The organism is Ancylobacter sp. FA202, assembly GCF_000380205.1.
Lineage (GTDB): Bacteria > Pseudomonadota > Alphaproteobacteria > Rhizobiales > Xanthobacteraceae > Ancylobacter.
The window spans coordinates 3,376,147-3,401,735 of sequence record NZ_KB904818.1 but is presented as its reverse complement, the minus strand read 5'-3'; the positions used below and the strand labels follow the sequence as shown (position 1 = coordinate 3,401,735).

Genomic DNA, 25,589 nt, shown 5'->3' with positions numbered 1-25,589 from the left:
ACCGCCCATGGATGTTCTTGAGGAAAACGCGGTCGACTGCGTCGTCGCCGGCGCCGGTGTCGTCGGCCTCGCCATTGCCCGCGCGCTGGCCCTGAAGGGGCGCGACGTGCTGGTGCTGGAGGCGACCGGCCTTGTCGGCTCGGACACCTCGGCCCGCAACAGCGAGGTCATCCATGCCGGGCTCTATTACGCACCCGGCACGCTGAAGGCCCGGCTCTGCGTGGAAGGACGCGAAGCGCTCTACGCCTATTGCGAGGCGCGCGGCATTCCCCACCGGCGCACCGGCAAGCTCATCGTCGCCACCAGCCCGGCGGAGACCGACAAGCTCGCCGCCATCGATGCCCATGCCCGCGCCTGCGGCGTCACCGATCTTCAGCCGCTGAGCGGCGCCGAGGCGCGGGCGCTGGAGCCGGCGCTGAACGCGCAGGCCGCGCTGCTCTCGCCCTCCACCGGCATCATCGACAGCCACGCCCTGATGCTCGCTTTGCGCGGCGATCTGGAAGATTCCGGCGGCATGATCGCCTTCAACGCTCCCATCCTCTCCGGCGAGGTGACGGCCCGGGGGATCGTCCTCGATGTCGGCGGCCCGGAGCCGATGCGGCTAGCCTGCGCCAGCTTCATCAATGCGAGCGGCCACGGCGCCGTGAAGCTGGCCCGCGCGATCGCCGGCATTCCGGCCGAAGCGATCCCGCCCGCCTATTTCTGCAAGGGCTCCTATTTCACACTGTCCGGCCGGGCGCCTTTTACGCGGCTGATCTACCCGGTGCCGGAACAGGCGGGGCTTGGCGTGCACCTGACGCTCGATCTCGGCGGCCAGGCCCGCTTCGGGCCGGATACCGAATGGATCGACGCGCCGGACTACAATGTCGATCCCGCCCGCGGCGACGTGTTCTATGCCGCGATCCGCCGCTATTGGCCGGCGCTGCCGGACGGGGCGCTGAACCCGGCCTATGCCGGCATTCGGCCGAAGACCGTGCCCGCCGGGGCCCCGGCGGCGGATTTCCGCATCGACGGCCCGGCCGAGCATGGCGTGGCGGGGCTGGTGCAGCTGTTCGGCATCGAATCCCCCGGCCTCACCGCCAGCCTCGCCATCGGCGACCTTGTGGCGGCAAAGCTGGATTGACGAATTGTCAGGCCGTCATCCCCGGGCTTGGCCCGGGGATCCACGACTTTAGCGATTGACGAGCGGGCAAGCGTGGATGGCCGGGCCGTCGGCCCTCACGCCTTCTTCCGCCGGCGCTTGGGCTCGGCGGCGAGCAGGCGCTCGAAGGTGGCGCGCACCAGGCGCTGGGTCTCGAACAGATGCGCTTCCAGCGTTGAGAAATCCGGCATCGCGCCCGCCCGCGCCAGCAGCCGTCGCAGCGCCGGGCTCGCTTCCGCCGGCTTGAAGGGCTCGGTGATGGCGAGACGCAGCACCTGCGTCAGGTCGTGCAGCAGCCGGCAGGCATCGGCCAGCACTTGCCCGTCCTGCACGTCGAGCAGGCCGACGCGCTGCGCCGCCTCGATCACCCGCAGCGTCGAGGTGTCGATCATGCGCGGCTCGTGCGCGGCATGGGCCAGCACGAGGTACTGGGCGATGAACTCGATGTCGACCAGCCCACCGCGCGCATATTTGAGATCCCAGGGATCGTCCTCGCCCTTCTCGTCCGCTATGGCGCCGCGCATGTCGACAATGTCGGCAGCGAGGCGGTGCGGGTCGCGCTCCCCCGCCAGCACATGGTGGATGGCGCCTTCCACCCGGGCGCGGAAGGCCGGCGAGCCCGCCACCACCCGGGCGCGGGTCAGCGCCATATGCTCCCAGGTCCAGGCTTCCTCCGCCTGGTAGACCTCGAAGCGCGGCAGGCTGGTCGCCACCGGGCCGGAACGCCCGGACGGCCGCAGCCGCAGATCCACCTCATAGAGCTGGCCGGCATTGGTCGGGGTGGTCAGGGCGCTGACGATGCGCTGGGTGAGGCGGGCGAAATACTGCGCGCCATAGAGCGGGCGCGGTCCGTCGCTGTCGGGGTGCTCCTCGTCGAAATCATAGAGCACGATGAGATCGAGGTCGGAGCCCGCCGTCATCTCGCGCCCGCCGAGCTTGCCCATGGCGAGCACCGCCACCTCGGCGCCGGCCAGCGTGCCATGCGCCTCGCGGAAGCGGGCGATCACCGCCTCTTCCAGCGAGCGGATCAGCACATCGGCCAGCCGGGCGAAGGCCTCGCCGGCGCGGGCGGCGGGAAGCGTGCCGGAGAGTATCCGCACGCTGATCAGCACATGGTGCTCCTGCCTAAAGCGGCGGGCGCGGTCGAGCCGGTCCTCCTCGTTCTCCGCCTGGGAGAGATCGGCGGCGAGCCGGGCGGCCAGTTCCGGCTCGTCCGGCAGCGCGCCGAAAAACGCCGGGTCGAGCAGCGCGTCGAGCAGCGAGGGGCGGTGCGCCAGCATCTCGCCGAGGCGCGGCGCGGTGCCGAGAATGGTGGCGAGCAGCCGCACGAGATCGGGATTGTGCCGCAGCGCCGCCAGCAGCCGCTGGGCGGTCGGCATTTCGCGGAAGAAGCGGTCGGCGGCGTTCAGCCCGGCATCGGGGGCGCCGCCGCGCGCCAGCGCGTCGACCAGCAGCGGCACGATGGCTTCCAGCTCGTCGCACACGCCCTCCATGCGCAGGGCACGGGGTTCGCCCGCCAGCCAGCCGCGCACCGTGGCGCTGGCCGCCTTGGGGTCGGCATAGCCGAGCCGGTGCAGCGTCGCCAGCGTCTCGCGGTCGTCGGCGTCTTGCGGAAATTCGAGCCGCCCCTCCACCGCCGCCCGTGGCGGCGCGTCCTCGAACAGCTTGGAATAGTGGTCCTGCACCCGCGTGAGGCGCTGGGTGAGCGCCTGGGCGAAAGCCTCGCGGTCGTCATAGCCCATGAAGCGGGCGAAACCGGCCAGCGTCTCCTCGTCCTCCGGCAGGCTGTGGGTCTGGGCGTCGGCCACCATCTGCAGGCGGTGCTCCACCCGCCGCAGGAAGTGATAGGCCTCGTCGAGTTCCGCCCGCGCCGCCTCGCCGATCCAGCCGGTCTGCGCCAGCACGGCGAGCGCTTCCAGCGTGCGCGGGGTGCGCAGGCGCGGGTCGCGGCCGCCGGCGATCAGCTGCTGCGTCTGGGCGAAGAACTCGATCTCGCGAATGCCGCCACGCCCCAGCTTGACGTTGTGCCCTTCCACCGCGATCGCCTCATGGCCGCGAAAGGCGTGGATGTCCTGCTTCATCGCGTGGACATCGGACACCGCCGCATAATCGAGCGCGCGGCGCCAGACGAAGGGAGTGAGCTGCTTGAGAAACTCATGGCCAAGGGCGAGGTCGCCGGCGATCGGCCGTGCCTTGATATAGGCGGCGCGCTCCCAGGTGGCGCCCTCGCGTTCGTAATAGTCCAGCGCCGCCTCCACCGAGAGCGCGGCCGGCGTCGAGGCCGGGTCGGGCCTCAGCCGCAGATCGACACGGGCGACATAGCCCTCGCCGGTGCGCTCCTGGATCAGCTTCACGAGGCGTTGCGTCATCCGCACGAAGAACGGCGCGGCCTCCACATCCTTCGCCAGCGGCGCTTGGTCGGGATCGTAGAGCACGATCAGATCGACATCGCTGGAATAGTTGAGTTCGCGCGCCCCGTGCTTGCCCATGGCCAGCACGGTGTAGCCGAGGCCCTCGACGCCGGTCTTGCGCAGTTTGCGCGCGCTGATTCCCTCGCGCACCAGAAACGCCACCGCCGCCGCGATGGCGGTATCCGCCGTCGCGGTCAGTTCGGCGGTCACGGTGGCAAGGTCGAACACCCCGCCAATATCGGCCAGCGCGACGGTGAGCGCGGTCAGCGCCCGCAGCCGCCGCAGCGCCGCCATCACCTCCGCCTCGTCGGAAGAGGCCTCCACCACCCGGACCGTGTCGGCACGCGCGCGCGCCAGTGCCTCGGCGGGCTCGGCCTCAAGCAGCGCCAGCAGCCGGGCGGGATCGACGCGAATGAGATCGGTCAGGAACGGCGAATGCGCCGCCACCGCCGCCAGCACGGCGCGGGCCTCGTCATGGGCGACAAGAAGGGCCTCAAGGCGAGCTCGCACCGGCTTGGGCGCGCCGGCCAGAGCGTCCGCCACCGCCTCGGGAAGCCCCGCCGGCACGGGAAAGCCGGGCGCACGCTGAAGCCGTGTGATCAGACTCTCAGCCGGCGCCGCCACCGTCCCGCTCGTGCTTGCCGCCATGCCGTCGTCGCCCCCTTGCGTGTGTTAATCCGTTGCCGCCTCGTCGGTAAGATCGAGGGGCAGGTCGATAACGATCCGCAGTCCCGGATCGTTGCCTTCCAGCGACAGTGTGCCGCCGTGCAGCCGTACCACTGCCGCCACCAGAGACAAGCCCAGACCGAAGCCGGGGCGGGTACGGCTCGCCTCCAGCCGCACGAAACGCTCCAGCACGCGCGGCCGATCCGCCTCCGGAATGCCCGGCCCGCGATCAGCGACCACCAGGCGCAGCCGGTCGCCGGCGCGGGCGGCGGTCAGCGTCACATCGCGGCGCGGGCCGGGCGCCCCGCCGGGCATGTCAGGCGCGCTGTACTTGATGGCGTTGTCGAGAAGATTGGCCAGCGCCTGCCCGAACAGCTCGCGCACGCCGCGCATCGGCAGCGGCCCGGCGACCTCGACACGCAGGTCGAGCCCGCTTTCATCGGCCACTGGCTCATAGAGCTCCGCCACTCCCGCCACCGTCTCGGCGAGGTCGAAGCGCAGCATCGTCGCGCTCGCCTGCCCGGCCTCGGCACGGGCGATCATCAAGAGCGCGTCGAAGGTGCGGATAAGGCCGTCCGATTCCTCGATGGTCCGCTCGGTGGCGAGCCGCCATTCCGGCTCCGACTGCGCCGTGCGCAGCGCATCCTCGGCGCGGTTGCGCAGCCGGGTCAGCGGTGTCTTCAGGTCATGGGCGATGTTGTCCGACACCTGCTTCAGCCCGGCCATCAGCGCCTCGATGCGGTCGAGCATGGCATTGAGGCTCAGCGCCAGCCGGTCGAACTCGTCGCCGGTGCCGGAGACGGCGAGCCGGCCGGAAAGGTCGCCGGCCATGATGCCGTCCGAGATCGCCGTCATCTGGTCGATGCGCTTGAGCACGCGGCGGGTGATGAACAGCCCGCCCGCCATGCCGAGCACCACCAGCAGCGCCAGCCCCCACACGGCGGGGCCGATGATGATCTGGCGCAGTTCCTCGCGCTCGACGATGTCGCGGCCGATCAGCATCCGGTATTCGCCGGGCAGGAAGATCACCTGCACCAGCGCGCGGCTCGGCGGGCCGGACGAGTCCTCGGAGCGCACATAGTCGATTTCCCGCCAGCCCTGACGGTCGAGAATGTTCAGCGGCAGGTTGAGCATGTTGCCGGCGAGCGGGTCGCCATTGAAGCTGGCGATGAGCAGCAGGCCGGCATCGGGCGCGCGGGCGCGGCGATTCACCAGTTGCACGAGGCGGGTGATGCCGCCACGCTCGAACTGCGCCTGCATGAAGCGGGTGTCGTTCTCGATCGCCTCCACCGCCTGGCGCGTCACCAGCCGCTGGGTGTGCCAGCCGAGATAGGCGATGACCGAGCCGGCGAAGAGGGCGAAGATGAACAGATAGGCCGCGAGGAGCTTGAACGCGGTGGTGCGGAGGAGTTTACCGAGCGCCGTCACGAACGATGTATCCTGCGCCGCGCACCGTGTGGAGCAGCGGCGGATCAAAGCCCTTGTCGATCTTCGCGCGCAGCCGCGAGACGTGAACGTCGATCACGTTGGTCTGCGGGTCGAAATGGTAGTCCCACACATTTTCCAGCAGCATGGTGCGCGTCACCACCTGGCCCGCGTGGCGCATGAGATATTCCAGCAGCCGGAACTCGCGCGGCTGCAGCACGATCTCCTGGCCCGCCCGGACGCAGCGATGCGCCAGCCGGTCGAGCTCAAGGTCGGCGACGCGGTAGACCGTATCGGCCGCCTGCGGGCCGCCGCGCCGGGCCAGCGCCTCGACGCGGGCGAGCAGCTCGGTGAAGGCATAGGGCTTGGGCAGGTAGTCGTCGCCGCCGGCGCGCAGGCCGGTCACGCGGTCATCCACCTGGCCGAGGGCGGAGAGGATCAGCGCCGGCGTCTTGTCGCCGCGCCCGCGCAAATCGGCAATCACCGACAGGCCGTCGCGGCGCGGCAGCATACGGTCGACGATGAGCACGTCATAGCCGCCCTCGCGGGCCAGAACGAGTCCCTCCTCGCCGTCCGAGGCCACGTCCACCACATGGCCCGCCTCGCGGAACGCCTTGCGCAGATAATCGGCGGCGTCGCGGTCGTCCTCAACGATGAGCAGGCGCATGGGCGACTCTTCGGCGCTCTTTCGGGCTGCCCTCCGGATATCCGCGAGCTCGATGAACGGGTCATCTCTGCCCCGCGCGGAATCGGAGGCGGCGGTAAGATTCGAATTCGTCTCCATGTACGTCATTTCGAGCCTCGCGCCTATATTGGCCTCCCCCGGCAGCAGCACCGGAGGGCCCCTGAAATAGATGACGCGGGGAATCCTCTCGGACACCCCGCGCCACCGAACCGGCCGCAGCCCAAGGGGCGACGGAACGAGCCGCAACCGGAACCTTGCGTCAGCCCTTCTGGTCACCCAGCGAGATGGCGACAAAACGGGTGCCCTGCTCGGACTTGATCCGCATCAGCACGGCCTTGCGGTTGTCCTTGCGGGCGGTGGCGAGGCCATCGCGCACATCGGCGGGGGTCATCACCGGCTTGCCACCCACGTCGAGGATGACATCGCCTTCCTTGATGCCGCGCTCGGCGCCGGGGCCGCTCGGATCGACCTCGGTGACGACGACGCCGATGTCACCGGCGCCGGCGACGCCCTTGGCGGGAGCCAGCGAGAGGCCGAGGCGCGGAATGCCCTTGCCGTCCTCTTCGCCCTGATTCGCCTTGGCCTTGTCGGCCGAAGCGACGTCGGTCGGCAGTTGCTCCAGCGTGACCGGGATGGTCATCGACTTGCCGTCGCGCAACACGCTCAGCTTCACCACAGTGCCGGGCTTCTTGCGGGCGATCTCGCGCGACATCTCGCGGGAGTCCTTCACGGTCTCGCCGTCGATCTGAGTGACGACGTCGCCGGGCTTCAGGCCAGCCTTCTCGCCGGGGGTGCCGGGCTGCACCTGGGCGATGAGGGCGCCCTCGGCCGACTTGAGTTCCAGCGCCTCGGCGACTTCGTCGCTGACCGGCTGGATCTGCACGCCGACATAGCCGCGGGCCACTTCGCCACCGCTCCTCAGCGCCTCGATCACCTCGGAGACGGTCTCGGAGGGAATGGCGAAGGCGATGCCGACATTGCCGCCCGAGGGGGAGACGATGGCGGTGTTGACGCCGATCACTTCGCCGTCGAGGCCGAAGGTCGGGCCGCCGGAATTGCCGCGGTTGATCGGGGCGTCGATCTGGATGAAGTCGTCATAGGGGCCCGAGCCGATGTCACGGCCGCGCGCCGAGACGATGCCGGCCGTCACCGTGCCGCCGAGGCCAAACGGGTTGCCGACCGCGACCACCCAGTCGCCGACGCGCGGCGCCTTGGCGGCGAGCTTGACCCACGGGAAGTCCGACTTGCCGTCGACCTTCAGCAGCGCCACGTCGGTGCGGGGATCGGTGCCGATCACCTTGGCGGTGTAGCTCTTGCCGTCGGTGGTGGTGAGGTCGACCTCAGAGGCGCCGTCGATGACGTGGTTGTTGGTCACGGCAAAGCCGTCGGCGGAGATGAAGAAGCCGGAACCCTGGCCGACCACGCCACCGCGCGGGCCGGGACCGCGACGCGGGCCCATGTCCGGGCCGCCGGGGCCGCCGGGACCGAAGCCGAAGCGGCGCATGAAGCGCTCGATCTGCGGGGGCACGTTCTGGCCGCCCATGCCTTCCTCGTCATTCGAGGCGACCTTGTCCTCGGCCTTCTTCACCTTCACGCTGACGACAGCGGGGGAAACCTTCTCGACGATGTCGGCGAAGGAGAAGGTGCCGGCGGGCTGGTTGGTGGTCAGCTGGGCCTGGGCGGGGGTGATGATTTCGGGCAGCACGAAGGCGCCGACGGTGCCACCGGCCAGGGCCAGGGTGAACACACCGGCGAGCAGCCGGGAACGGCTCTTGCGCAGGGTGGACGACGAAGGGGTGCGGGTCGGGATGGGCGCGATGCGCGACATGTGTCGTTCCTCGTTCGACAAATCACTCTCCCCACCGGGAGCGTTGAACAAGAAACTAGAGACGGTCGCCTTAACGCAGTCTGGCGGCGGCGTTAAACTTTCGTAACGTCCGCCGGCTGGTCCGGCGTGGAGGGTTCGCCCAGCGCGGCGCGCAGGCGCGCCTCCTCGTCGGGCGTCAGCGGCGGCGCCGGCGTCTCGCGCACGCCCTGCGGCGCGGCGCGGCGGCGATAGGCGACGAACAGGCCGATGCCGCCGACGACGAGCACCGCGAAGGGCGCCAGCCACAGGATCGCGTTCGCCCCGTGCCAGGTCGGGCGCAGCAGCACGAACTCGCCATAGCGCGCCACCAGATAGTCCATCACCTCCCGGTCGGTTTCGCCCTGCTGGATACGCTCGCGCACCAGCAGGCGCAGGTCGCGCGCCAGCGGCGCGTCCGAATCGTCGATCGACTGGTTCTGGCACACCATGCAGCGCAGCTCTTTGGAGAGCTCGCGCGCCCGCGCCTCCTGCGCCGGATCGGGCAGCACCTCATCCGGCTGCACGGCGGCGGCGGGGGAGATGAGGGCGAGGCCCAGGAGAGCAAGGCCCAGGAGAGCGACGGCGAGAAGGCGGAGGTGGTTCATTCGGCCGCTTCCGTCAGCACTTCGGGGGCGAGCTTTTCGCGCGCCTGAAGCAGTTCCAGCGCCAGAATATGCCCCTCGCCGTCATAGTCGATGATAACGCCCGGCGAGACTTCCTCGCTCTCGACGATGGCGCCGGCGCTGAACCGCACATAGAGCGCATTCGCCTCTGGATCATATTTCAGCTTCATGGCCGCCGGGCTCCACGATCGAAAAAGGCCGTGACAACAAATGGCGTCGTGCCATCGTCCCTGTAGACTACACGCAAAAGGCGCTCGCCTCGCTCAGCGACCGCCGCGAAAGCCCGGTGAGTTCCGGATCGTTCGGGTCCGGCTCGGTCCATTCCGGATCGCTCAGCACACGCTCCACCTAGGCGGGCTCCAGCTCGCGCTCGCGCAGCACCACCATCAGATGGGCACTGAAGCGGGGGTTCGGCACCCCTCACTCCGCTGGCACGGGCGAAGCGCCGTCCGCCTTGGCCTTCGGCTTCTTCGCCGGCTTGGGCGCCCCGACGCGCAGGCGGCGGTCGGTGAGCGAGAGCGCGCCGCCGAGCGCCATGATGATCGAACCGATCCAGATCAGCGTCACGAACGGCTTCCAATAGGCCCGCACGCCGACGCCGCCGCCCGGCAGCTCGTCGCCCAGGCTCACATAGAGCTGGCTGAACCACATGGTGCGGATGCCCGATTCGGTGGTCGGCATGTTGCGGGCGGTGAACAGGCGCTTGGCGGATTCGATGGTGCCCATCTCGACACCGCCCCGGCGCACCGTGAACACCCCGACGAGATCGCGGTAGTTCGGCCCGTTGCGTGGCTCCAGCCGGTCGAGGGTCAATTCATAGCCGCCGACCTCGAAGCTGCCGCCGACCTTCACCCCGGCGATGCGCTCGGCGTTCCAGCTGGTTTCGGCGATGATGCCGAACAGGCAGACGCCGACGCCGGCATGGGCCAGCGCCCCGCCAAAAACCGAGCGCGGCAGCCCGCGCAGCCGGGCGAAGGCGGTCGCGCGCGGCACCCGGCCGAAGCCGGCGCGCTCGATCACCTCGGCCATCGCGCCGATCACCACGAAGGCGGCCAGCCCCATACCGAAGGGCGCCAGCACCGGCCCGCCGCCCTGCGCATAGGCGGCCAGAGCGGCGATGACGATGGCGGCCCCGAAGGCGGCCATCAGCCGCTGCGCCGCCCCGGCGAGATCGCCGCGCTTCCAGGCCAGCAGCGGGCCGAACGGCATGGCGAAGGCCACCGGCAGCATCAGGGCGCCGACCGTCAGGTTGAAATAGGGCGGCCCGACCGTGATCTTGGCGCCGTTATAGGCCTCCAGCGCCAGCGGGTAGAGCGTGCCGACCAGCACGGCGGCGGAGGCGGCGGTGAGCAGCAAATTGTTCAGCACCAGCGCGCCTTCGCGCGACACCGGGGCGAAGATGCCGCCCTGCCGCAGCATCGGCGCGCGCAGCGCATAGAGCGCCAGCGAACCGCCGATGAAGAACACCAGAATGGCGAGGATGAACACGCCGCGCGAGGGATCGGTGGCGAAGGTGTGCACCGAGGTGAGCACGCCCGAGCGCACGAGGAAGGTGCCGAGCAGCGACAGCGAGAAGGCGAGGATGGCGAGCAGCACCGTCCACACCTTGAGCGCGTCGCGCTTTTCCATCACCACGGCGGAATGGATCAGCGCCGTGCCGGCGAACCACGGCATCAGCGAGGCGTTCTCCACCGGGTCCCAGAACCACCAGCCGCCCCAGCCGAGCTCGTAATAGGCCCAGTAGGACCCCATGGCGATGCCCAGCGTCAGAAACGCCCAGGCGGTCAGCGCCCAGGGCCGCACCCAGCGCGCCCAGGCGGCGTCGATCCGCCCCTCGATCAGCGCGGCGACAGCGAAGGCGAAGGTGATGGAGAAGCCGACATAGCCGAGATAGAGGAGCGGCGGATGAATGGCGAGGCCGATATCCTGCAGGATCGGGTTGAGGTCCTGCCCCTCCGCCGGGGGCGGAATCACCCGGGTGAACGGGTTTGAAGTGAACAGGATGAACAGCAGGAAGGCGGTGGCCACCGAGCCCTGCACGGCGAGCACATTGGCCTTCAGCCGCGCCGGCAGATTGGCGCCGAACAGCGCCACCAGCGCGGCGAAGATCGCCAGCACCAGCACCCAGAGCAGCATCGAGCCCTCATGGTTTCCCCAGGTGCCGGTGATGCGGTAGAGCAGCGGCTTGGCCGAATGCGAGTTCTCGACCACGTTCAGCACCGAGAAATCGGACTGCACATAGGCGACGACCAGCGTGGCGAAGGACAGGCCGACAAAGCCGGCTAGCACCAGCGCCAGCGTCGAGCCCACCCGCATCAGCGCCGCGTCGCCGGTGCGCGCGCCCCAGGCGGGGATCACCGTCATCAGCAGCGCGACGGCCAGCGAGAGCACCAGCGCGTAATGGCCGATTTCCGGGTTCATGGGCGGGCACTCCAGCAAGGATCCTTCAAGGCCGCTTCGCGGCACCTCAGGATGACGGCAGGACCGAAGGGCGCGCAGCCGGAAGAATCGTCATCCCGGACGGCCGCAAGGCCGAGCCGGGATCGCGTGACGCCAACGCCCGCCAGAACGGCGCACCATCCCGGCGCACGGCTGCGCCACGTCCGGGATGACGCTGCGAGGACGCGAGGCAAGGTCCCCCTCACGGCGTCCCCTCCCCTTCCTTCCACACGCCCTGCTTCTTCAGCGCGTCGGCGACTTCCTTCGGCATATAGGTTTCGTCGTGCTTGGCCAGCACGCTGTCGGCGGTGAAGCTGCCATCGGGCGCCAGCACGCCCTCGGCGATCACGCCCTGGCCTTCGCGAAACAGGTCCGGCAGCAGGCCGACATAGGTCACGCCCATATCGGCGCCGCCATCGGTGACGACGAAGCGCACATGGGTGCCGTCGGTGTGCTGCACGCTGCCGTCCTTCACCAGCCCGCCGAGCCGCAGCCTTGTGCCCGGCCGCGTGCCCTCGGCGGCGATCTCGCTGGGCGAGCGGAAGAACACGATCGTGTCGTTCAGCGCGAACAGCACCAGCCCGGCGGCGACGAAGAGCACGCCGGCGGCGCAGGAAATGACCAGTAGGCGACGTCCCTTGCGGGTCATGGCGTCAGCTCCCGAGGCCGAGTTCTTGCGCCAGCGCGTCAATGCGCCCGAGCGCGCCGCTGTCGCTGGCGAAATGGGTGCGCGCCTGTCCGGCGGCGGTCTTGGCCTTGTCCGTCTGGCCCAGCACCGTCCAGGCCCGCATCAGCCGCAGCCAGCCCTCGATATCGCCGCCCTCCTGCGCCAGCCGCGCCTCCAGCCGCTCGACCATGCCGCGCACCATCGCGTCGCGCTGCTCGGGGGTGAGGCTTTGCGCCGCCGCCACATCGGCCGCGCCGGGGCCGGACGCGGCTTCCGGAATCGGCGCATTGATGCGGGTCAGCGCGGCGCCCACCAGGCCGAGCCAGGGCGCATCCGGCGGGGAAGCCGCCACCAGCGCGCTCCAGCGCTGCGCCGCCTCGGCGGTCCGGCCGTCCTGCTCGGCGGCGAGGCCGAGGAAATACTGCGCCTTCGGGTCGTTCGGGTCGGCGGCGAGCGCGGCCTGGAAGGCGGACTTGGCCTCGCCCGTCACCACACCGCCGGCCTGCGCGGTCAGCGCCTCGCCGAGGCCGGTCTCGCGCTGGGCATTGGGGCCGAGCAGGCGGATGGCGTTGGCCCAGGCCCGCGCCGCGTCGTCGAGCCGGCCGATACGGGCATAGATCGGCGCCACCACCTCATAGCCGCGCCCGTCATTCGGGTTGGCTTCGAGATGGCTTTCGACCTTGCGGATGAGAATGGCGATGTCGGAGGGGTTGGGCTGGGCCTCCAGCCGCTGCGCCAGCGGCTGCGGCGGGATCAGCGGCGAGCCGAGGGAGAGGTAGAGCCCCCCGGCCATCAGCGGCACGCCGAGCAGCGCCACCACGGCGACGATGCGCCGGCGCCGGTCGTCGCCGGAAGACGCGCTCTCGCGGCTGCGCTCGGCGGAGACGCGCAGGATGCGGCGGGCCACTTCCGTCCGCGCCGCCTCGCCATCGGCCGGCGCGATCAGGCCGGACGCACGGTCGCGTTCGATTTCCGCCAGTTGGTCGCGATAGACGGCGAGATCGGCTTCGGCAGTGCTGGCAGCGGGCAGGGCCGCGCCGGTGCGCAACGGCCAGAGCACCGCCAGAATGGCGGCGCCGGTCATCAGCGAGAAGGCGATCCACAGCAACATTAGTTTTCCTCTAATGCGCTGAGGGGTAGCCGACCCGGGCCCTGTCGCCAATCCGTAACACCCTCAGTCCGATCGCCGCAGGCTCACAGTCGCGCGAGTGGGCGCCGGCCTGATTGACGCGCCGGCGCGGGGTGGCGGGCGCCTGCGTCACCCCGTCACGGGCACCGCAACGGGGTGGGCAGAGAGGCGCGCTCAGCCCGCCACCGGCGACCAGGTACCGTCCGGGTTGCGGCAGGCGGTGCCGCGCGCGGTCTGCGGCTGGCCGTTGATGTAGATGGTGTGGGTGAATTCGCGGCACTTCGGCGAGCCGCCACGCGCATAGGTCGGGCCGGGCACGATGGTGCCATACGAGCCGCTGTCGCCGCGCCAGCTCACCGGCGCGCCGGGATTGCCATATTCGAGCGCCTGCGTCTCGGCCTGCTGGGCCCGCTGCCGGTCGGCCTGATCAAGCGCATTGCCGATGGTGCCGCCGATCAGGCCGCCCACCGCCGCGCCGACCAGCGTGCTGGCGGTGTTGTGCCCGACGACCTGACCGATGACGCCGCCCGCCACCGCGCCAATGGCCGCGCCGCCGACAGTGTTCGGGTTCTCCTGCGCGGTGCTGCAGCCCGCGAGGGCGCCGGCGACAAGGCCCACGGCCACGAATTGGTATGCGCGCATGAAATTCCTTCCTCCAGCCTCGACACGGCACGTTCCTCGCGGAACATCTGCACCTTAAGGAAGAGGAATAGGGCGAAAGCGCGGCCCCGTCACCTCTACCAGCGCACCGACGCAAGGGGACCGACATCGGGGCAGCTCACGCCGCCGGCAGCCGTACCACGCAGCGCAGCCCGCCAAAGGGCGAGCGGTCGAAGGCCAGCCGGCCGCCATAGAGCCCGACCAGTTCGGAGACGATGGACAGGCCCAGCCCGGAACCCGGCTGGGTCTCGTCCAGCCGCTTGCCGCGCTTCAGCGCCTCGGTCTGCTGTTCCGGCGTCAGGCCCGGCCCGTCATCGTCGATGATGATCTCGAAATAATCCCGCTCACCCGCCCCGCCGGGCACCGGCGCCACCGCGATCTCCACCAGCGTGCGGGCCCATTTGCAGCCATTGTCGACGAGATTGCCGAGGATCTCCTCCAGATCCTGCCGCTCGCCGCGAAAGCGCAGGCCGCCCGCGACCTCCATCTCTACCGCCACCCCCTTGGCGCGGTGCACCTTGGCCAGCGTCGTGGCGATGCGGGCGACGATCGGCTCCACCTCCTCCACCGTGGTGACGACCGAGGCGCGGGCCGCCATGCGGGCGCGCTCCAGATGATGCGCCACCTGGTCCTTCATGATCTGCGCCTGCGCCGTCACCTTGGCGCCCAGCGCGGCATCGGCCTCGCCAGCCCGCGCCGCCTCGTTCTGCAGCACGGAAATCGGCGTCTTGAGCGCATGGGCGAGATTGCCGACATGGGTGCGGGCGCGCTCGACGATCTCGCGATTGGTGTCGATCAGCGCATTGACCTCGGCGGCGAGCGGGGCGATCTCCACCGGATAGTCGCCCTCGATGCGGTCGGCGCGGCCGGTGCGCACCTCGTGCAGCGCCGCGAGCATGCGCTTGAGCGGGCGCAGGCCGAACAGCACCTGGAACACCAGAGTCAGCAGGAAGGCGCAACCCAGCACCGCCAGCGTCACCAGCAGCGCCTGGTCGAAGCCAGCGACCTCCTCGGCGATCTCCCCGGCATCGGCCGCCACCGCCACCGCGTAGCGCCCGTCCTCGCCGAGATCGACCACCCGCTCGACAATGCGCAGCCGCTGGCCGGACGGGCCGTCGGCATAGGCCTCGCGCAGGCCCGAGACATCCGAATCGGGCTGGCGCTCGAACAGCAGCGGCAGCTTGCCCTCGGGCAGCGAGCGCGAGGTCTTCACCTGCGCAGCGGGCCCGTCGGTGCGGGTGATCTGCCAGTACCAGCCGGAAATGGGGAAGTTGAACAGCGGGTCGCCGAGCGTCGTCGGTTCCGGCATGGTGCCGGAGGGCGAATTGGCGACATCAGCGACGATGGTCTTGAGATAGACGTCGAGCCGCTGGTCGAAGGACCGCTCCACCGCCGCGCGATAGACCTCATGCAGCGCGAAGCCGGTAATCGCCAGCACGGCGACGCTGACCACCGTCGCCGAGACGAACAGGCGCAGCGCCAGCGAGCCGGCGCGCATCAGCGCGGGGTCTCGCGCGAGCTGTCGGCGCGGGGCGGCTCGGGCGCCACCAGGAGATAGCCGAGCCCGCGCACGGTCTGGATCACGTCGACATCCAGCTTCTTGCGCAGCCGGCCGACAAACACCTCGATGGTGTTGGAGTCGCGGTCGAAATCCTGGTCGTAGAGATGCTCCACCAGCTCGGTGCGCGAGACCACCCGCCCGACATGGTGCATGAGATAGGCCAGCAGCCGGTGCTCATGCGAGGTCAGCTTCACCTGCCGCCCGCTCACCGTCACCCGGCCCGAGCGGGTGTCGAGCATGACCGGCCCGCAGGTCAGTTCGCTCGCCGCATGGCCGGCGGAGCGGCGCAGCAGCGCGCGGATGCGCGCCAGCACCTCCTCCATATGGAAGGGCTTGGCCACATAATCGTCGGCGCCGGCGTCGAAGCCCTGCACCTTGTCGCTCCAGCGGTCGCGCGCGGTGAGAATCAGCACCGGCATCTTGCGCCCCTCGCGCCGCCACGCCTCCAGCACCGAGAGCCCGTCCATCTTCGGCAGGCCGATATCGAGCACGACCGCGTCATAGGGCTCGGTGTCGCCGAGAAAATGGCCTTCCTCGCCATCATGGGCGCGGTCGACCGCATAGCCGGCCTCGACCAGCGCCTCGACCATCTGGCGGTTCAGATCGGGATCGTCCTCGACGACAAGCAGGCGCACGGCGGTTCCTCACGCACACCGCGCGGGGGGCACGCGGCCCGCCGAGCATGCCACCGTAGGCGGCGGATGTCAGGATGAAGGCGACAGCTTCTGCACGCGCGTCCCTCCCCGGCCGTCGGGACCGCGCTTGACCCGGCCATCCACGTCTTCGGCCGGGCGGATGTCAGGACGTGGATCCCCCGGCCCAGCCCGGGGATGACGGGGTAGACCGACGCCGGCAGACCCGGTCGGCGGCGCTTGTAGCCGCCGCGCGCGGGTATGGTCGTGGAAGGCGGGCCTTGGGGTTGCTTCTCGCAAGCCCGGAGATGATCAACGGAACCTTCGGGCGTGGCGGCTAATCCATTCCTGAATGCTCGTCGGCGTGAAACCTGCCAGCGCAGGTGACGGTTGGTAGGGCCTGGCGAGGATGTCAGCGGCTTCGTCCGGATGCTCGGCGAAGTATCTGAACTTCGAAGCTATCCGACGGCCCGCGCCGGAACCCATCGACCTGTCCACCTCCTCCTCGAACTCATCAATGGGTTGAGCGCGATAGTCGATCGGCTTTCCGACGCCTCTGGAAAGGAGACCCACCAACTCATGCCCCGTCACGGAAGCCGTTCCGGCGATACGATGATCACCGCCGTAAGCGTCACGCTCAAGAAGCAGGACGGCCGCCTCGGCGCAGTCTTCGGCGCTTGTCCAGGCGATTCGCTGTTCGGCCGCGATCGGAGGCGCGAAGATTCCATAATTGACAATGTCGGCCCGCGCCGAGGGCTTGAGCAAGTTATCCAGATACAGTGTCGGCCGCACAATGGCGGCCGGAATGCCCGCCGCGCGAACCACCGCCTCTACAGCTGCGTTGGCGACGAAGCTTGGCTCGGCGCAGGGCGAGGGGCGGCTGGCGCTGGCGAGTTTCAGGACAAGGCTGCGCACGCCCGCTCGCCTGGCCGCGTCTACAGCCGCCCGCGCCCGCGCGACCATATCGGCGGGGGCCCCGGTCGGAACTTGCAAGACGAGGTGCGCGACGCCGGCGCAGGCCAATGCTAGGCTTTCGGGATCGTCGAGGTCCCCCTGCAGGGTCTCTATCCCAGGATGTTCCGGGCTGTGCGGCGTCCGCACAAGACGGCGGACAGGATAACCGCGGCGGTAGGCCGCGTGAACAACAGCGCCTCCTTGGACGCCGCCAGCGAGGAAAACGAGGATGGGGCCTGAAATAGCCATGTCGTTCCTTCAGTCGGGTCCGCCGAAGGAGCGAGAAATGTCGTGCTCCCGAACAGACCCATGAAGCGCCCAAAGGCGCGGGACTGTCGGGACTCTCAGTTGGTCGCTGAGAACAGAGCTTCCCAAAGGGAAGGGCTTGGGCCTACCCAGACCAAGCCAGCCATTTCGACGGCGACCATCCTTATCGCTGTCGCTGAAGCTGTCAACGCCGCGCGGCCCCAAAGACCTAGCTGCGTCACGCCGAGGCGCGATCGAGACGCCTGCTCGTCAGCAGAGGCTTCTGATGGTTGCAGGATCGCTGGGGGCATCACCGGCGCCGGAGTTGAATTGGAAATCGGACCTCGCCGAAATCCGACCGCCCCCCTCCCCCGCAATTGATCTCGCATTCGGACGCTCAAAGCGCGACTGCGCGCAATTGTCGGTTTGGGTCGACACCGCCCGGGGATGACGGCGCACGGTGCCCGCTTTCGCCCGGCCTCACCCCCGCCCTCGCCACCCGCACAGTTCCCGGCCCACCGCGTTGTGCGCCTTCACCTGGCGCAGGGTGCCATCGGTGTCCTCAATCGCCCAGCTGATCGGCCGGAAGGCGCCGCAGGCGCCCCTCGTCGCGGCGGAAGGTGTCGTCGTCGCGCAGCCGGCCATCATCAGCGTTGAGGCGATCAGCATCAGCCCGCGCGCCGTTCGCGCGCGCGATCGTATCCAGCACATCCTGTTCTCCTTGCGCGATGCAGGCGGCCCGGCCTTCCGAGCGGCCCTTGAGATAGATCCCGCCTGCCAATGCAAGGGCGGCAAGCAGCAGCGCGGCGCCGCGCCCGAGCGGGCTCGCCAGCAGGCCGAGCAGCGCCGTCACCGCGCCACCTCGCCGGCGCCGATTCGCGCCAGCGCCCCGCGCAGGGTCAGCACCACGCCCGCGAGCATCAGCGCCGCGAACAGCCATTTCAGCGGTTCGGCGAGGACGGCGAGCGGCGCCAGCCGGTCCGCCTGCTCGGCGATGACAGCGCCGAGCACACCGGCGCCGCTGATCAGGCCGCCCGCCCCTTCCGGGGTGCGCGAGAGCCGTGTGTCGGCCGGCCGCGCCCGCGCCGCGCCGGCGCCGTCCGGCTGTTCTTCCGCCTCCACCGCCATCGGCCCGGCCTCGCCCGCCATCCGCCTTGCGGTGGCCCGCACCTCAGTGACGCGGCGGGTCCAGCCGGCGCCGAAGGTGGGGAAGGTCCGCAGGCTGCGCAGCATGGCGAGGCGGCGGTCGCACACGCCATCGACCAGCGCGGCCGGCGCGTGGCCGTCCAGCGCCGCCAGCGTCGCCTCGCCCACCTGCCCGTCCACTGTGACCTTGAGCGTGCGCTGCAGCCATTTGCCCGCCTGAGCCGGGCCGGAATTCACCGCCGCGTCGAACAGCGCATAGTCGAGCCCGGCCGGCAGGTCATCGGCGCGCACCGCGTCCCAGTACTGGCGCCGGTAGAGCGCCGCCACCTCGTCCGGCGCGATCCGCCGCACGCTGCGCACCGGCTGGCCATGGCGCCGGCGCCATCCATCATAGACGCGCTGGGTGATCCCTTGCATGGTCGCGCCGCCGGGATCGGCGGGGTGGTCGGCATAGCCGCCCTCATGGACGAGCACGCGCCTCAGCGCCTCGTCGAAGCTCGACGCGGTCATTGCATGGCTCCGCTGCAAGATTTTGGGGGTGTTTTCTGGGGATTAACGCTATGTTAACCGTTCCACTACCCTGGCACGGTTGCAAAAATACCGGGATTCCAAGAGTCTTTTTGAGATAGCTGGCTACGGACAAGGGGCTCCGCTCGTCATGGCAAGAGAAGATCGACTTGTCGAAGATCTGCGCAGCATTTTCGATGAAGCCCGCCGCAGCTCCGGACAGGTGCAGGCGGAAGCGCTTCTGGCTGTCGCCCCGGTGGTGCTGAAGAGCACGGAATCGGAACGCGAGCGCGGCGTCGCCTATATGCGCGACCGTCTCGCGCCCGAGAGCTACCGGGCCATCTGCCGCGCCATTGGCGACGAGCTTGACCGGCTGAACAACGAGATCGACCGGCTGAAGCGATTCGAGAAGATCGCCACCGTGGTCGAAACCGCCAAGCGCCGCATCATTGCCCGGCCGATGATGGTGGCCAAGCCCACGGCGACGGCAGCGATGAAGGCCGCCGCCTCAAACGGCGCCGTCTCCAGCGCCGCCCCCACCGGGACGAGCGGTTCCGCCGCGCCGGGCGCCGCCACCGCCCCGGCTTTGGCCGGCCCGGCCCCCGCTACCCGGCCGGCCGACAGCGGCGTTCCGGCGGCGGCCGAATAGGCGCGACGACTCAGAATTCGCCGGCGCTCCAGCCCTCGCCGGGCAGCGCCTCCACCTGCGCCGCGCGCTCCTCGGCGCTCAGCAGCGCGTGATACTCTGCCTGCGGCACGTCGATCTGCGCCTCCTCCGGCGTCAGCGGAAGGCAAAGCGCGGCCCGCCCATCGGCCGGATGCGGCAGACACACCCAGAGAGAGCGTGTCGCCCCGCGGGGATAGCCGAGCGCCTGCCAAGCCGCCGCGCTGCGTTCCTGCGCCGCGGCGGCGGTGGGAAAGACCAGATAGTTCATGGCATCACCTGTGCGAGCGCGGCGTCCAGCGCCGCGAGGTCGAGGCTCTCACGGGCACAGACGAACCCGCCTGTCGCCCCGGTCAGGAAACTCGACAGGGTGGCGTTGGTGCCGAAGCGGAGCGGCGTCGTCGCATCCATATCCGAGGTATTCTGGGCCGGCGTCATCGCCGCGGTTGCGCTGACGCCATTGGCCAGCAGGTCGACCGCGCCCGCGAGGAACCGCGCCCGCCCGATATGGCGCACCCAGGCGCCCGCCGGGAGGACGACGATGGCGGAGGCATTGAGCGGGTTGCTGGTGCTTGAACGCGCCTGCATGCCCAGTGTCGTCGCGTTCACATAGTACAGCACCGCATGCACGGCCGGCGAAACCGGTAGCACGGGCTGGGCGACGACCTGCACCGCATTCACGGACGACCGGGCGATGGACGCCAGCGTCACCGTCTCCACATTGCGCAGAAAGCCGAGCGAATTCTGCACATCGAAATACTGCGCGCCGGAGAGCACCATTGTCGGTCGTCCGGTGGGCCCGAGGTCCGGCACGCCGGCATTCATCAGCCGGGGCTGCGCCGCGCTCGCCGCCTGCGTTGCGTGGCGACCATTGCCGGTCTGGTCGTACCAGAGCGTCGCATAGGCGCTGCCGGCGCCGGCAAAGCCCAGCATGGCGGCCATATCGAGGGCACCGGACGCGGTGAAGCCGATATCGGCCTCGCCGCCATCGCCGCTGCGGCGTGCCCGCAGGCAGGGGCCGGCATAGGGCGTCAGCAGCCGGCTCAGGCCGAAAGCGGCGTAGAGCTGCCCGGCGAAGGCATCGAGCGGCGGCCGGGTCGCAGGGCCGGCGCCGCGGCGCTTCAGGTCGAGGGCGAAAGCGAAGCTCGCCATCTCAATCGACCCGGTGAATGACGAGCCCGGCCGTGGTGCCGGATGCCAGCACCCGCCGCACCAGGAATTCCAGCACGCTCACCTGCCCGGACGGCAGCGGCAGGGTCAACGGCGCGTCATCCGCCGCGTCGACGGGGAGGATGCGGATCTCCGCGCTGGCCAGCGCCGCCGGCACGAACACCCGCACCCGGGCATAGCGCGGCAGGTCGGTGGCGTCGTTCGGCGTCACCAGCGCGCCGGCCCGGCCGAGCGCGGCGGGCGAGAGGGCGCGGCGGTACCAGGGATCCTTGGCGGCATCATAGGGCATGGGTCGCTCCCGGAGATCAGAGGGTGAAGGCGAGGTAGGACAGGACGAGGCGCACCCGCCCGCCGGTGAAGCTGCCGCCCAGCGCGGTGATGCGCAGCGGCGTGTCGGCATAGAAGGCCTGCGGGCCGATCACACCGATATTGCCGGCGCCGGCGGCGATGCTCAGCAGCCCGCCGAATTTCGCGGTTTCGCCTGATATGCCGACCTCATAGGCGGTCGCCCCCGTCACCGCCGCCACGGTGCGGCTGGCCACGGCGAGGCAGATCGAGCGGCTGGGAATAATGAGGGTGGAGGCGACGAAGGCGCCGGCGAGGGTCAGCTCCTGCTCCACCATGCGCAGCGTGGCGGTGGCGCCGGAGGGGGTGAGCGCGAGCGCCTCGCGCCACACGGCGCCATCGAACAGCAGCGTGCGCGCCTCCGTGCCGACATAGGCGCGCCAGCCCATGCGGGGGGTGAGGAAATGCCAGCCCGCATCGTAGAGCGCGATCTCGCCATCATGCCCTGTCCAGACATCGCTGGCGCCGGCCGCCACCATGTGCCGGTCGCCCCGCAGCGGGCTGGCGGGCGGGGCCGTGCGGGTGCGGTCCAGCACAGCGAGCTGGCACGCCGCGTCGAGCCGCACCAGCGCCTCGTTATGCGTCACATGTTTCTGCGCCTGCGCGCTCGCCAGCAGCGGCAGCGCGAGCAGGGGGGTCGTCTCGCTCATGGGATGTTCCTGTCGGGAGGGACGGTCAGGGTCGCAGCCGGGCGGTCAGCGCCGCACCCGCGCCGACCTCGGCCGAGAGCTGGGCGATGCGGATGTCGAGGAAGGTCTGCGCCGCGCCGAAATCGGCGATCTCGTCGGCCGCCGCGTAGAGAACGGCCGGCGCGGTGGTGGTGAAGCGCCGTTTCACGCTTGCCCCGCTCAGGATCTCTACCGCGTAGGCCTCGCTGGTTTCGCCCAGCGGCACCTCGACCAGATCCCAGGAATCGCCGTCGCCCCGGCTGCGCCGGATCCAGCTCAGCGCCACCCCAGCGGCGCTGCGCCGGGCGCGGGCATGCACCGGCGCGAAGGGGCGCAGCGCCGCCGGCCCCAGCGTGGCGGCGATCTCCGTCACCAGGGCGTCGCCATGGTCGCGATCGGCGCGGCCGACGCGGTAGGTGACGGCGCGGCCGATCATGTCGAGCCCGCTCGCGACCGGCACCAGATTGGCATCGACCTTGATCAGCGCCGTGCCCGCCGGCCACGCGGTGACGGCGCGCGCCTCGGTGCCGAGCTGGCCGCGCAGCAGGCCGGACAGCCGCCAGGTCGCGGCGCCGATCAGCTCGGCCTCAGTGAACTGGATCACCTCGATGGCGCCGGAAGGGTCGATCAGCGCCAGCGCATTGGCCCCGCCCAGCACCGCCTCCTCGCTCGCCCCGGCCAGCAGCCCGCCATCGAGCGCGACATCAAGGCTCGCGCGCTGCCAGCGCCAGAGCGGGCCGGGCGGCAGCACGCCCAGCGTCTCGCCCGTCACCGCCGCCGCCGCCAGGGTGGCGATCGGCTGGAAGCTGCCGCCATCCACCGCCCGCCACACCGCAAGGCTCCCCGGCCAGGGGGTGACGAAAGCGCCGAGCCAGGCCAGCGTGGGCGCCCCCTCGCCGCGCGCCAGCGGCGCCTGCAGCAGATGCACCAGCGCCGGCCCCTCGCCGCCCGGTAGCTCGACCTCGCCCGCCCGCCCCTCGCGCACGGAAAGCGCGAACACCGCCGGGTCGATGCTGCGCCCATTCACCAGCCGCGCGCCCCGGTCCTCGACCGAGACGATCTCGATCAGCCGCGCCTGGCCGTCGCGCTCCAGCCGCACCAGGTCGCCCGGCTCCAGCGCGAGGAGCGAGGGCGGCAGCGTCAGGCTCAGCGTGTCGCGCCCGGCCCACACATCCTGCAGCCACATATCCGCGAGGCCCGCAGCAAGGCCGGGATCGGCCACCATCGCAACCTCCAGCCCGGTCTCGGCCCGCGCCGCCCCGGCCAGCCGGCGCGAGACGGCGGTGGCGCGGCGGTAATCCTGCGCGCCATCGGTGAAGCCGAGCGTGGCGGAAAGCGGCAATTCGCCCTCCGCCATCCGTGTGAGCGAGGGCGCGGCCACCCCCTCGCCGGTGGCGATGTCGTCATCGGTCAGCACCGCCCGCACCCGCCCGCCACGCGGGGCGAGTGTGAGAGCGCCGCCCCGCTCGACAAGGTCGAAGGCGAAGGCCCGCGCCAGCGGTTCCAGCGCCGCCCGCGCCGTCATCGGCCGGTCGACGACATAGCCGTCGACAATGCCGCGCAGCTCCCCCGTCGCCATATCAGGCACGCCGAAATCGCCCGCCAGCGCCTGCGTCAGCTCGGCCAGCGGCGCGGCGCCGAGCCGGCCGGTGAGCCAGTGCCCGGTCTGCCAGTTGGCGCCGTCCGCCCACACATCGCTCGCGCGCGGAAACACCGGGAAAGGTCGCGCGTCCCAGGTCCAGAGCGTGAGCGCGGCGGGGTCGATCATCCGCCCGCCCGGCAGGCCCGGCGCCACCGGGTTCAGCGCCGTGGAGGTGGAGAAACCGGCGAGGCTCACTTCCAGATGCCGGCGCTGGATCAAATCGTCGCGCGCGCCGCTGGAAAAGGGCGGCAGCCCGCCCTCGGTGGATTTCGGGTCGGGAAAGGCGCTCGGCCGGTTGGCGCCCTTGTCCACCGCCGGGCAACCGATCTCGGTGAGGCGCACCGGCTTGGAACCCGGCACCCACGCCGTCGGGCTCGCCTGCCGCACCCCGGCGATGCGCTCATGATGGGCGTGGCTCCACCAGCCGGCAAGGTCCTTCTGGCGGAAGATCCACGGCTCGGCATAGGCGCCGTCGGTGATCGGGGCGCGCGCCTGCGCGGCGCGGGCGGCGTCATCGGGGTAATACCAGTCGAACGCCTCGCCGCCATTGAGATTGCCGTCGAGATAGGCGCGGTCATGGCCGCTCTCGAAGCTTCCGGCGTCGAGATGGGCATCGCCCTCGCGCCAGTCGGCCAGCGGGGGGTACCAGTCGATGCCGATGAAATCGAGCGCCGGGGCGGCCCAGAGCGGATCCAGCGGAAAGCGCAGCTCCGCCCCGCCCTCGCGCACATGGGCGCCATATTCGGTCCAGTCGGCGCCATAGCCGATCTGCGTCCCGGCCCCGAGCATCGCCTTCACCTCGCCCGCCAACGCGGCGAAGGCGGTTGCGGCGGGGTAGACGCCCGGGGCCGCGCGTACCCGTGTCAGCGCCGCCATTTCCGAGCCGATCAGCAGCGCCTCCACCCCGCCGGCGATCTGGGCGAGCCTGGCGTAGTGCAGCACCATGCGCCGCAGCGTCCATTCGGCCGGGCCGGCATAGGTGACGCGCCCCGAGGCGATGCCGAAATGCGCCGCGCTGGCGGTGCCGAACAGCGCCGCCACCTCAGCCCCCGCCGCCGCCGTGCCATCGGGCGAGCCGGCGACACCGGGGGCGGGATGGCAGGTGACGCGCCCGCGCCAAGGATGGGCCGGCTGCAGCGCCCCGGGGTTCCACGGGTCGGGCAAGGCGTTGCCGGCGGGAATGTCCATCATCACGAAGGGGTTCAGCGTCACCTTCAGCCCGCGCGCCTTGAGCGCCGCAATCGCCGCGATCACGCTGTCGTCGGAGGGCGTGCCGCCATAGGCCGGCTTGCCCTCAAATTGGCTCACCAGCGCGGCGCTGGCGCGCGTCAGCCCGGCCACCCGCCACGCCAGTGGAAAGATGCCGATCTGCGTCGGCTTGCTGCGCCGCTCGACGGCGGGGCGGATCTGACACGAACCGGCCCGGAGGTCGGTGCCGAACCAGGTCACGACAAGCGCCACCCGCTCCAGATTGGGGCAGGTGGCGAGAAGCTGGTCCAGCGCGGCGGAAAAATCGCTGGCATGGGTGGTCACATGGCGGTTTTCCAGCTGGTAGACGCCCGGCCGGTCGACCCGCAGCACCTCGCGCGGCTCATAGCCGAACTCGGTCGCGCCGGGGATCAGCGTCACCGCCCGCACCGCGTTCTCCAGCGCGCCCACCGCCCGCTCCACCTCGACCGAGATCTGCGGCAGCCGGTTGCCATAGCGCGCCAGCGGCAGGCGCTCGAAGACGAGATAGGCGAGGCCGCGATAGGCCGGCGCCCCCGGCACCCGCGCCTCGATCAGCGGGTCGGGCAGTTGGTCCTCGCCGCCGCGATGCAGCCGCACATTCAGCGCGCGGGTGTCGAGCAGCCGGCCATCGGCCCAGATGCGGCCGAGCCGGGTCACAGGCCCCTCGCACAGGCCGACGGCGAAGCTGCCGAAATAGCTGTAGGTCGTGCTGGCGCTGCCACCGCCCGTGATGCCGCCTTTGCCGCCGGAGGCCTGCGTCTGGGTCGACACCACCTCCTGCACCGGCGCGGCCCAGATCACCTGGCCGGACAGCCGCGCCCGTCCATAAAGCCGGGGCAGCGCCGCGCCCTCGGTGGAGGTCATGGTGCCGAACTCGGTGAGGCGCGGGCCTTGCGTCCGCTGGCCGGGATTCAGCACGAGGGAGTCGATCGCCGAGCCGCCGAGCGCCCCCAGCGCCCGCCCGGCCAGCGCCCCCACCGGCCCGAACAGCGCCCCGCCGATCGTCCCGCCCAGCGTGCCGAGAATGAGTGTGGCCATGGTAGCTCCGATTGCTGGAAGGCAGGCTGCGCGCGGGGGTCGCGGCATCGACAAAAAGGTTCGTCATGGCCGGGCTTGACCCGGCCATCCACGT

The 25,589-nt window shown here is 70.5% G+C and carries 22 protein-coding genes; 2 read left to right on the top strand and 20 right to left on the bottom strand.

The window, feature by feature from the left end; translation table 11 throughout:
• The first annotated feature begins 7 nt into the window (after window positions 1-7).
• Window positions 8-1,123, top strand: coding sequence for an NAD(P)/FAD-dependent oxidoreductase (locus tag A3M1_RS0115515; RefSeq protein WP_018389905.1), 1,116 nt, complete (start codon window positions 8-10; stop codon window positions 1,121-1,123).
• A 95-nt stretch (window positions 1,124-1,218) separates the two neighbouring features.
• On the opposite strand, the gene A3M1_RS0115510 is transcribed toward A3M1_RS0115515, so the two are convergent.
• From A3M1_RS0115510 to A3M1_RS0115435, 15 genes are all read right to left on the bottom strand, one after another.
• Window positions 1,219-4,200 (bottom strand): bifunctional [glutamine synthetase] adenylyltransferase/[glutamine synthetase]-adenylyl-L-tyrosine phosphorylase, encoded by a 2,982-nt coding sequence (locus A3M1_RS0115510; protein WP_018389904.1) that lies wholly within the window; start codon window positions 4,198-4,200, stop codon window positions 1,219-1,221.
• 24 nt (window positions 4,201-4,224) lie between these two features.
• Window positions 4,225-5,646, bottom strand: coding sequence for an ATP-binding protein (locus A3M1_RS0115505; RefSeq protein WP_018389903.1), 1,422 nt, complete (start codon window positions 5,644-5,646; stop codon window positions 4,225-4,227).
• Window positions 5,630-6,310 (bottom strand): response regulator transcription factor, encoded by a 681-nt coding sequence (locus tag A3M1_RS0115500; RefSeq protein WP_198291136.1) that lies wholly within the window; start codon window positions 6,308-6,310, stop codon window positions 5,630-5,632. The genes A3M1_RS0115505 and A3M1_RS0115500 overlap by 17 nt, the downstream gene beginning before the upstream one ends.
• Window positions 6,311-6,587: 277 nt before the next feature.
• Window positions 6,588-8,156, bottom strand: a complete 1,569-nt coding sequence (locus A3M1_RS0115495) for a Do family serine endopeptidase (protein ID WP_018389901.1) — start codon at window positions 8,154-8,156, stop codon at window positions 6,588-6,590.
• 92 nt (window positions 8,157-8,248) lie between these two features.
• Window positions 8,249-8,779, bottom strand: coding sequence for a cytochrome c-type biogenesis protein (locus A3M1_RS0115490; RefSeq protein ID WP_018389900.1), 531 nt, complete (start codon window positions 8,777-8,779; stop codon window positions 8,249-8,251).
• On the bottom strand, window positions 8,776-8,967 hold the full coding sequence (locus A3M1_RS0115485; RefSeq protein WP_018389899.1) for a DUF2283 domain-containing protein: 192 nt from the start codon (window positions 8,965-8,967) through the stop codon (window positions 8,776-8,778). Before A3M1_RS0115485 ends, A3M1_RS0115490 begins: the two co-directional genes overlap by 4 nt.
• A gap of 250 nt (window positions 8,968-9,217) precedes the next feature.
• Window positions 9,218-11,218: a heme lyase CcmF/NrfE family subunit gene (locus A3M1_RS0115475; protein WP_018389897.1), complete on the bottom strand. Its 2,001-nt coding sequence runs from the start codon at window positions 11,216-11,218 to the stop codon at window positions 9,218-9,220.
• 220 nt (window positions 11,219-11,438) lie between these two features.
• Window positions 11,439-11,885: a cytochrome c maturation protein CcmE gene (gene ccmE, locus A3M1_RS0115470; RefSeq protein WP_018389896.1), complete on the bottom strand. Its 447-nt coding sequence runs from the start codon at window positions 11,883-11,885 to the stop codon at window positions 11,439-11,441.
• Between the two features lie 4 nt (window positions 11,886-11,889).
• Entirely contained in the window at window positions 11,890-13,014 is a 1,125-nt protein-coding gene (gene ccmI / locus A3M1_RS0115465) for a c-type cytochrome biogenesis protein CcmI (RefSeq protein ID WP_018389895.1), read from the bottom strand.
• A 192-nt stretch (window positions 13,015-13,206) separates the two neighbouring features.
• Window positions 13,207-13,674 carry a glycine zipper domain-containing protein gene (locus A3M1_RS0115460; protein WP_018389894.1) on the bottom strand — a complete coding sequence of 156 codons (468 nt, stop codon included), beginning with the start codon at window positions 13,672-13,674 and terminating at the stop codon, window positions 13,207-13,209.
• Window positions 13,675-13,810: 136 nt separating this feature from the next.
• Window positions 13,811-15,190 carry an ATP-binding protein gene (locus A3M1_RS0115455; protein WP_018389893.1) on the bottom strand — a complete coding sequence of 460 codons (1,380 nt, stop codon included), beginning with the start codon at window positions 15,188-15,190 and terminating at the stop codon, window positions 13,811-13,813.
• Window positions 15,190-15,888: a response regulator transcription factor gene (locus A3M1_RS0115450; RefSeq protein WP_018389892.1), complete on the bottom strand. Its 699-nt coding sequence runs from the start codon at window positions 15,886-15,888 to the stop codon at window positions 15,190-15,192. The genes A3M1_RS0115455 and A3M1_RS0115450 overlap by 1 nt, the downstream gene beginning before the upstream one ends.
• Window positions 15,889-16,197: 309 nt before the next feature.
• On the bottom strand, window positions 16,198-17,088 hold the full coding sequence (locus tag A3M1_RS0115445) for an SDR family oxidoreductase (protein ID WP_018389891.1): 891 nt from the start codon (window positions 17,086-17,088) through the stop codon (window positions 16,198-16,200).
• 559 nt (window positions 17,089-17,647) lie between these two features.
• Entirely contained in the window at window positions 17,648-17,938 is a 291-nt protein-coding gene (locus tag A3M1_RS25115; protein WP_018389890.1) for a hypothetical protein, read from the bottom strand.
• Window positions 17,935-18,741, bottom strand: a complete 807-nt coding sequence (locus A3M1_RS0115435) for a glycoside hydrolase family 108 protein (protein WP_018389889.1) — start codon at window positions 18,739-18,741, stop codon at window positions 17,935-17,937. Before A3M1_RS0115435 ends, A3M1_RS25115 begins: the two co-directional genes overlap by 4 nt.
• Before the next feature lie 148 nt (window positions 18,742-18,889).
• Between A3M1_RS0115435 and A3M1_RS0115430 the strand changes: the two genes are divergently transcribed.
• Complete coding sequence (locus A3M1_RS0115430) at window positions 18,890-19,387, top strand: hypothetical protein (protein WP_018389888.1); 498 nt, start codon at window positions 18,890-18,892, stop codon at window positions 19,385-19,387.
• Between the two features lie 10 nt (window positions 19,388-19,397).
• On the opposite strand, the gene A3M1_RS0115425 is transcribed toward A3M1_RS0115430, so the two are convergent.
• Genes A3M1_RS0115425 through A3M1_RS0115405 form a run of 5 tightly spaced genes read right to left on the bottom strand, consistent with a single transcriptional unit; the run spans window position 19,398 to window position 25,495 of the window.
• On the bottom strand, window positions 19,398-19,673 hold the full coding sequence (locus tag A3M1_RS0115425) for a hypothetical protein (protein ID WP_018389887.1): 276 nt from the start codon (window positions 19,671-19,673) through the stop codon (window positions 19,398-19,400).
• Window positions 19,670-20,554, bottom strand: coding sequence for an arabinofuranosidase catalytic domain-containing protein (locus A3M1_RS0115420; RefSeq protein ID WP_018389886.1), 885 nt, complete (start codon window positions 20,552-20,554; stop codon window positions 19,670-19,672). Before A3M1_RS0115420 ends, A3M1_RS0115425 begins: the two co-directional genes overlap by 4 nt.
• 1 nt (window position 20,555) lies before the next feature.
• Window positions 20,556-20,861, bottom strand: a complete 306-nt coding sequence (locus A3M1_RS0115415; protein ID WP_018389885.1) for a hypothetical protein — start codon at window positions 20,859-20,861, stop codon at window positions 20,556-20,558.
• 16 nt (window positions 20,862-20,877) lie between these two features.
• Window positions 20,878-21,567, bottom strand: coding sequence for a DUF2793 domain-containing protein (locus A3M1_RS0115410; RefSeq protein ID WP_018389884.1), 690 nt, complete (start codon window positions 21,565-21,567; stop codon window positions 20,878-20,880).
• A gap of 25 nt (window positions 21,568-21,592) precedes the next feature.
• Window positions 21,593-25,495 (bottom strand): glycoside hydrolase/phage tail family protein, encoded by a 3,903-nt coding sequence (locus A3M1_RS0115405; RefSeq protein ID WP_018389883.1) that lies wholly within the window; start codon window positions 25,493-25,495, stop codon window positions 21,593-21,595.
• Window positions 25,496-25,589 lie beyond the last annotated feature (94 nt).

What these genes read in the sequence shown, in the direction of transcription:
- A3M1_RS0115485 (WP_018389899.1), bottom strand. Translation starts at nt 8,967, where the DNA reads ATGAAGCTGAAATATGATCCAGAGGCGAATGCGCTCTATGTGCGGTTC.
- A3M1_RS0115495 (WP_018389901.1), bottom strand. Translation starts at nt 8,156, where the DNA reads ATGTCGCGCATCGCGCCCATCCCGACCCGCACCCCTTCGTCGTCCACC.
- A3M1_RS0115475 (WP_018389897.1), bottom strand. Translation starts at nt 11,218, where the DNA reads ATGAACCCGGAAATCGGCCATTACGCGCTGGTGCTCTCGCTGGCCGTC.
- A3M1_RS0115420 (WP_018389886.1), bottom strand. Translation starts at nt 20,554, where the DNA reads ATGGCGAGCTTCGCTTTCGCCCTCGACCTGAAGCGCCGCGGCGCCGGC.
- A3M1_RS0115415 (WP_018389885.1), bottom strand. Translation starts at nt 20,861, where the DNA reads ATGCCCTATGATGCCGCCAAGGATCCCTGGTACCGCCGCGCCCTCTCG.
- ccmE (WP_018389896.1), bottom strand. Translation starts at nt 11,885, where the DNA reads ATGACCCGCAAGGGACGTCGCCTACTGGTCATTTCCTGCGCCGCCGGC.
- A3M1_RS0115425 (WP_018389887.1), bottom strand. Translation starts at nt 19,673, where the DNA reads ATGAACTATCTGGTCTTTCCCACCGCCGCCGCGGCGCAGGAACGCAGC.
- A3M1_RS0115500 (WP_198291136.1), bottom strand. Translation starts at nt 6,310, where the DNA reads ATGCGCCTGCTCATCGTTGAGGACGACCGCGACGCCGCCGATTATCTG.
- A3M1_RS0115405 (WP_018389883.1), bottom strand. Translation starts at nt 25,495, where the DNA reads ATGGCCACACTCATTCTCGGCACGCTGGGCGGGACGATCGGCGGGGCG.
- A3M1_RS0115515 (WP_018389905.1), top strand. Translation starts at nt 8, where the DNA reads ATGGATGTTCTTGAGGAAAACGCGGTCGACTGCGTCGTCGCCGGCGCC.
- A3M1_RS0115460 (WP_018389894.1), bottom strand. Translation starts at nt 13,674, where the DNA reads ATGCGCGCATACCAATTCGTGGCCGTGGGCCTTGTCGCCGGCGCCCTC.
- A3M1_RS0115435 (WP_018389889.1), bottom strand. Translation starts at nt 18,741, where the DNA reads ATGACCGCGTCGAGCTTCGACGAGGCGCTGAGGCGCGTGCTCGTCCAT.
- ccmI (WP_018389895.1), bottom strand. Translation starts at nt 13,014, where the DNA reads ATGTTGCTGTGGATCGCCTTCTCGCTGATGACCGGCGCCGCCATTCTG.
- A3M1_RS0115455 (WP_018389893.1), bottom strand. Translation starts at nt 15,190, where the DNA reads ATGCGCGCCGGCTCGCTGGCGCTGCGCCTGTTCGTCTCGGCGACGGTG.
- A3M1_RS0115510 (WP_018389904.1), bottom strand. Translation starts at nt 4,200, where the DNA reads ATGGCGGCAAGCACGAGCGGGACGGTGGCGGCGCCGGCTGAGAGTCTG.
- A3M1_RS0115430 (WP_018389888.1), top strand. Translation starts at nt 18,890, where the DNA reads ATGGCAAGAGAAGATCGACTTGTCGAAGATCTGCGCAGCATTTTCGAT.
- A3M1_RS0115490 (WP_018389900.1), bottom strand. Translation starts at nt 8,779, where the DNA reads ATGAACCACCTCCGCCTTCTCGCCGTCGCTCTCCTGGGCCTTGCTCTC.
- A3M1_RS0115410 (WP_018389884.1), bottom strand. Translation starts at nt 21,567, where the DNA reads ATGAGCGAGACGACCCCCCTGCTCGCGCTGCCGCTGCTGGCGAGCGCG.
- A3M1_RS0115445 (WP_018389891.1), bottom strand. Translation starts at nt 17,088, where the DNA reads ATGGCTATTTCAGGCCCCATCCTCGTTTTCCTCGCTGGCGGCGTCCAA.